6 protein-coding genes are annotated in these 4,975 nt (G+C 65.5%); 2 read left to right on the forward strand and 4 right to left on the reverse strand.

The window, feature by feature from the left end:
• Positions 1 to 205 precede the first annotated feature (205 nt).
• The gene (locus tag ACILRA_RS19675) at positions 206 to 820 is read right to left on the reverse strand and encodes a ribonuclease HII (protein ID WP_395663754.1); all 615 of its coding nucleotides are present in this window, start codon (positions 818 to 820) and stop codon (positions 206 to 208) included.
• A 22-nt stretch (positions 821 to 842) separates the two neighbouring features.
• Complete coding sequence (locus ACILRA_RS19680) at positions 843 to 1,913, reverse strand: PA0069 family radical SAM protein (protein WP_395663759.1); 1,071 nt, start codon at positions 1,911 to 1,913, stop codon at positions 843 to 845.
• Positions 1,914 to 2,055: 142 nt separating this feature from the next.
• Here ACILRA_RS19680 and ACILRA_RS19685 point away from each other — a divergent pair, with 142 nt between their 5' ends.
• Positions 2,056 to 2,961, forward strand: a complete 906-nt coding sequence (locus tag ACILRA_RS19685; protein WP_395663755.1) for a DMT family transporter — start codon at positions 2,056 to 2,058, stop codon at positions 2,959 to 2,961.
• Here ACILRA_RS19685 and moaB read toward each other — a convergent pair whose 3' ends face one another.
• The gene (gene moaB, locus ACILRA_RS19690) at positions 2,962 to 3,501 is read right to left on the reverse strand and encodes a molybdenum cofactor biosynthesis protein B (RefSeq protein ID WP_395663756.1); all 540 of its coding nucleotides are present in this window, start codon (positions 3,499 to 3,501) and stop codon (positions 2,962 to 2,964) included.
• A gap of 222 nt (positions 3,502 to 3,723) precedes the next feature.
• A complete protein-coding gene (locus ACILRA_RS19695; protein ID WP_395663757.1) occupies positions 3,724 to 4,509 on the reverse strand; it encodes a uracil-DNA glycosylase in 786 nt (261 codons plus the stop codon).
• A gap of 101 nt (positions 4,510 to 4,610) precedes the next feature.
• Between ACILRA_RS19695 and ACILRA_RS19700 the strand changes: the two genes are divergently transcribed.
• The coding region (locus ACILRA_RS19700) for an NAD(P)/FAD-dependent oxidoreductase (protein WP_395663758.1) at positions 4,611 to 4,975 on the forward strand (365 nt) is incomplete at its 3' end.

Below are 4,975 nucleotides of genomic sequence, written 5' to 3' on the forward strand. Positions count from 1 at the left end.
GCGAAGACGAGATCGACGGAGGCGGATGGAATCCGCTTCAGCTCCGTCAGGCAGTCGCCCACCAGAATCCGGTTGTGCAACGGCCTGATATCCGGCCGTGTCTGATATCCCATCCCACACCCCAACAACGCTAAACGCAACTGACTCGAGAATCTGCATCATGAGTCTTGCAGCGTGGGCCGTGAATCGCTTTCCGGCGGCATGGTTAACCGATCAATAACGCCTTGATGGGCGCGAAGCTCCTGCGGTGCAGCGGCGTGGGGCCGTGGCGCAGCAGCGCCTGCCTGTGGAAGGCCGTGCCGTAGCCCTTGTGCCGGGCAAAGCCGTAGAGCGGGTAGGTTGCGTCATGCCCGGCCATGATCCTGTCGCGCGTGACCTTCGCGACGATCGAGGCGGCGGCGATCGAGAGCGAGCGCGAATCACCCTTGACGATGGTCTTGGCCGGGCAGGGCAGGAGGGGCGCGCGGTTGCCGTCGATCAGCGCCAGATCCGCGCCGCCGATGGCGTCAAGCGCCCTGGCCATCGCCCAGAGTGTTGCCTGCAGGATGTTGTCGCGGTCGATCTGCTCCGCCTCGGCAATGCCGATGCCGACCCGCGCCATGCGCAGGATGGGCTCCATCAGCGCCTCCCGCTGCGCTTCTGTCAGCTTTTTCGAATCATCGAGACCCGCAGGGATATCGCCGGGGTCGAGCACCACGGCGGCGGCGACGACGGGGCCCGCCCATGGCCCGCGGCCCGCCTCATCGATGCCGCAGACCAGCCTTGCGCCCTTTCGCAATGCGTCCAGTTCGATGGTGAAGTCAGGTCTCAATCCACCCATGCCGTCCCTTATGGGCGGCGGGTCAGAGCAGCGTCAACTGCTCGCCTGGCTGCGGCGGGCGGCTGAAGTGGTCCGTCGAGAGCCGTGTCCTGGCGCGATTGAGCCCCAGCCGCTGGCAGGCCAGTTCGAAGCGGCGGCCGATGGTCCAGGCATAGGGCCCGGTGCCCCGCTGGCGCGTGCCGAAGGCAGCTTCATATTCCTTGCCGCCGCTTGCCGACCTGACGAGCGACATCACCTTCGCCGCGCGGTCCGGCATGGTGGCCTGGAGCCAGTCCTTGAACACGTCCTTCACCTCATGCGGCAGGCGCAGCATCACGTAGCCCGCTTCCCCGGCGCCCGCGCCGTGTGCTGCTGCCAGGATCGCCTCGATCTCGCTGTCGTTCACCGCCGGGATGATGGGCGCCACCATCACCACGGTGGGAATGCCCGCCTCCGAGAGCTGCCGGATCGCGGCAAGCCGCTTGGTGGGGGTGGAGGCCCGGGGCTCCATGGCGCGGGCCAGCTGCGGGTCGAGCGTCGTCACCGAAAGCGCAACCTTCACCAGCCCCTTGCGCGCCATGGGAGCCAGAATGTCGATGTCGCGGGTCACAAGCGCCGACTTCGTCACGATGCCGACGGGGTGGTTGAATTCGGCCAGAACCTCGAGGATGGTCCTGGTGATGCGCCGCTCGCGCTCGATGGGCTGGTAGGCATCGGTATTGGCGCCAAGCGCGATGGTGCGCGGCTCATAGCCCCGGGCTGAAAGTTCGGCGCGCAGCAGGGCCGCGGCATTGGGCTTGGCGAAGAGTTTCGATTCGAAATCGAGCCCCGGGGAGAGCCCCATATAGGCGTGGGCGGGCCGGGCATAACAATATGCGCAGCCGTGCTCGCAGCCGCGATAGGGATTGATCGAGCGGTCGAAGGAAATGTCGGGCGAGTCGTTGCGGGTGATGATCGACCTCGGCTTCTCCTCGAACACCTCGGTGCGGAAGGAGGGAAGGTCCTCCAGCCCATGCCAGCCGTCATCGAACAGCGATCGGCTGAACGGCTCGAACCGGCCGGACATGTTGAGCGTGGCGCCGCGCCCGCGCGCCTGCCCGGCGAGCGCCGTCATCCGCCCCTCGCCGAGTGCGGCAGGATCGGGCTCACGCGCCTTGCGCCGGTCGATCAGTGTGGACATGGGTAAAACATAAGAGAAGTATCGGAACAAAACAAGAACATTTTGCCTGTGGTTGCCGGCGTCTGCGAAGCGGGGCATGGTCGCCCCGCCCATGACGCGCTCCCAGGTTCTCCTCGCACTGCTCCCGCCCCTGTTCTTCGGAATGGGCTTCACCATCGCCAAGCCGGCGGTGCAGCATTTCCCGCCGCTGTTCATGATGCTGATGGTCTATGGCGGCATCGCCATCGTGCTGGGGCTCACCCGGCGCGAGCGGCTGCGGACGCCCTGGACCTCGATCATCGCCATTTCGGCCTTTGCGGTGACGATCCAGGGGGCGCTGCTGTTCTGGGGGTTGCGCAGCGATTCGATGCCGGCCACCGCCGCCAACCTCATCCTGCAGATCCAGATCCCCTTCGCCGTCCTGCTCGACTGGCTGATCATGAAGGAAAGGCTGGATCTCAGGAAGGTAGCGGGCACGGCGCTGGCCGTGCTCGGCGTCGCGATCGTCATCGGCCTGCCGGAGCAGGCTCCGGGCCTTCTTCCCACGGTCATGATCATCGCCAGCGCCTTCTGCTGGTCACTGGGCCAGGTGCTGGCGCGGCGATACGGCAAGGACAGCGGCCCCGGCCTGCTCAAGGCCAATGCATTCGGCAGTGTGCCGCAGCTGGCGCTGGCCACGCTGCTGATCGAGCAGGGCCAGTGGCAATCCGTGGTGCAGGCGACTTGGCTGGAGTGGTCGATGCTCGCCTTCGTCGGTGTCGTCGGATTCTACCTGGCCTATATGTGCTGGTTCACCCTGTTGAAGCAGTGCCGCATGGATGAGGCCGCGCCCTTCATCCTGCTGATGCCGGTTGTCGGCATCGTCACCGCCGCTGTGGTGCTGGGCGAAGCCGTGTCGCCCGCGCAGCTGGCCGGGGGTGCGGTCATCCTCGCCGGTCTTGCCATCGTCTCGGGTGTCAAGCTGCCCTGGCGGAGCAAGGCGGGGGCGTCCGCCGGCTCCTGATCAGCTGTGCTTGCGCTGCTGGTGCTCCTGCAGGCGGGGCATGATCTCGACGAAGTTGCAGGGCTTGTGGGTATAGTCGAGCTGCGGCTGGAGGATCTGGTCCCAGCCGTCCTTGCAGGCCCCGGGCGAGCCTGGCAGGCAGAAGATGTACTTGCCCTTCATGACACCCGCGCAAGCGCGGGACTGAATTGTCGAGGTTCCGATCTTCGGGAAGGAGATCATGTGGAACAGCGTTCCGAAGCCCTCGATCTCCTTCTCGAAGAGCGGGCGCATCGCCTCCACCGTCACATCATTGCCGGTGAGGCCTGTGCCGCCTGTCGAGATGATGGCATCGATGTCGCTGCGGCCGGTCCAGTCGCGGATCACGTGGCGGATGGAGCGGATGTCGTCCTTCACGATCTTGCGCGCCGACAGCAGATGGCCAGCAGCCGCAACCCGGTCGGCCAGGGTTTTGCCTGATACGTCCGTCTCGAGCGAGCGCGTGTCGGATATCGTCAGGATGGCGATCCGGACGGGGATGAACTGCCTTGCCTCACTCATGTCAGAAAGTACCCTGGGTAATCATCAGCTAATACCGGCGGGGGGTAGTAACCACCTGCCGGTCCTTCGTTCCACCTGACATGAAACACCATTCAACTACCCAGAACAAGGGAAACTCCCGCTGTTCTTGCGCTTCTCCAGCCCCGGGGCGGGAAGAATTCGGAAAACTTTCCTGCCAAACCGGAACCAACGTCAAAATCGATTATCTGTTCCATGGCGCGGTCAGTGCGCGTCGAGGGCCTGCCTGAGCATGAGAAAGTCGCGCCAGGCGAGGCGTTTCTGCGCTGGCTGGCGCAGCAGAAAGGCGGGGTGCAGGGTGGGCAGCAGCGAAATCTTCCGTCCACTGACGTTTGCCGTTGTCCACCTGCCGCGCATCTTCAGCATGCCGTCGCTGCGGCCGGTGAGGCGGTGGGCGGGTGCTGCCCCGAGGCAGACGATCATGTCGGGTTTCTGCAGTTCGATCGTCCGCAGCAGGAAGGGCAGGCACATCTGGGTCTCGGCCTCGGTCGGCGTGCGGTTGCCGGGCGGCCGCCAGAAGATCACATTGGTGATGAACACCGCGTTCTCCCTGTCGCTGGCCTCCCGCGACAGGCCGATCGCGGCCAGCATCCGGTCGAGGAGCTGGCCTGACCGTCCCGCAAAGGGCTTGCCCTGGATGTCCTCATCGCGGTCCGGCGCCTCGCCCACCAGCATGACGCGCGCTGCAGGATTGCCGTCGGTGTAGCACAGCCGGGTGGCCGTCTTCTTCAGGGGGCAGGCATCGAAAGCCTCGAGGGCCGCGGCGATCTCCGCAAGGCTGTTGCAGGCCGCAGCCTGGGAGGGCGTGGAAGGGGCCTGCCCGTGCCGGGCCTCCGGCACCGCCGGGTTAGCCATGACGGCCGGGGCAGCTGGCACGCGCGCTGCAACCGTTGCGGGGGCAAGGCGGTTCACCGCCTCCTCGCCGATGATCTCGTCTGCGCCCATCTCTGCCAGCCAGCGCAGGGCTTCGGCGGCCTCGTGCGGCGTCATGTCGTTTTGCTTTGTTTCCATGTCTGAAATGGTGGCTTGTGCCCGTATCCGTGGTCACTATAAAGACGCCCGAGGTTTGAAGATAGGCAGGAGTGAGGCTCTTGGAACAGGTCCAGCGCGAGGCGATGGAATATGATGTCGTGATCGTGGGGGCAGGCCCGGCAGGGCTTGCCGCGGCAATCCGGCTGAAACAGATTGCACCTGACCTCGCCGTCTGCCTGCTCGAAAAGGGTTCGGAGGTCGGCGCCCACATCCTCTCGGGCGCGGTGGTGGACCCCATCGCACTCAACGAGCTCATCCCTGACTGGAAGGACAAGGGCGCCCCCCTCAACACCTCCGTCACCGAGGACCGCTTCTTCGTGCTGGGCCCCAAGGGCGCGCTGCGCCTGCCCAATGCGCTGATGCCGCCGCTCATGAACAATCACGGCAACTATGCCGTCTCCCTCGGCAATGTCTGCCGCTGGCT

The sequence above is a fragment of the Aestuariivirga sp. genome, from assembly GCF_044239095.1.
GTDB lineage: Bacteria > Pseudomonadota > Alphaproteobacteria > Rhizobiales > Aestuariivirgaceae > Aestuariivirga.

Bases quoted from the DNA above. Each gene is read 5' to 3' on its own strand.
- ACILRA_RS19675 (WP_395663754.1), bottom strand. From the start codon at position 820: ATGGGTGGATTGAGACCTGACTTCACCATCGAACTGGACGCATTGCGA.
- ACILRA_RS19680 (WP_395663759.1), bottom strand. From the start codon at position 1,913: ATGACGGCGCTCGCCGGGCAGGCGCGCGGGCGCGGCGCCACGCTCAAC.
- ACILRA_RS19685 (WP_395663755.1), top strand. From the start codon at position 2,056: ATGGTCGCCCCGCCCATGACGCGCTCCCAGGTTCTCCTCGCACTGCTC.
- moaB (WP_395663756.1), bottom strand. From the start codon at position 3,501: ATGAGTGAGGCAAGGCAGTTCATCCCCGTCCGGATCGCCATCCTGACG.
- ACILRA_RS19695 (WP_395663757.1), bottom strand. From the start codon at position 4,509: ATGACGCCGCACGAGGCCGCCGAAGCCCTGCGCTGGCTGGCAGAGATG.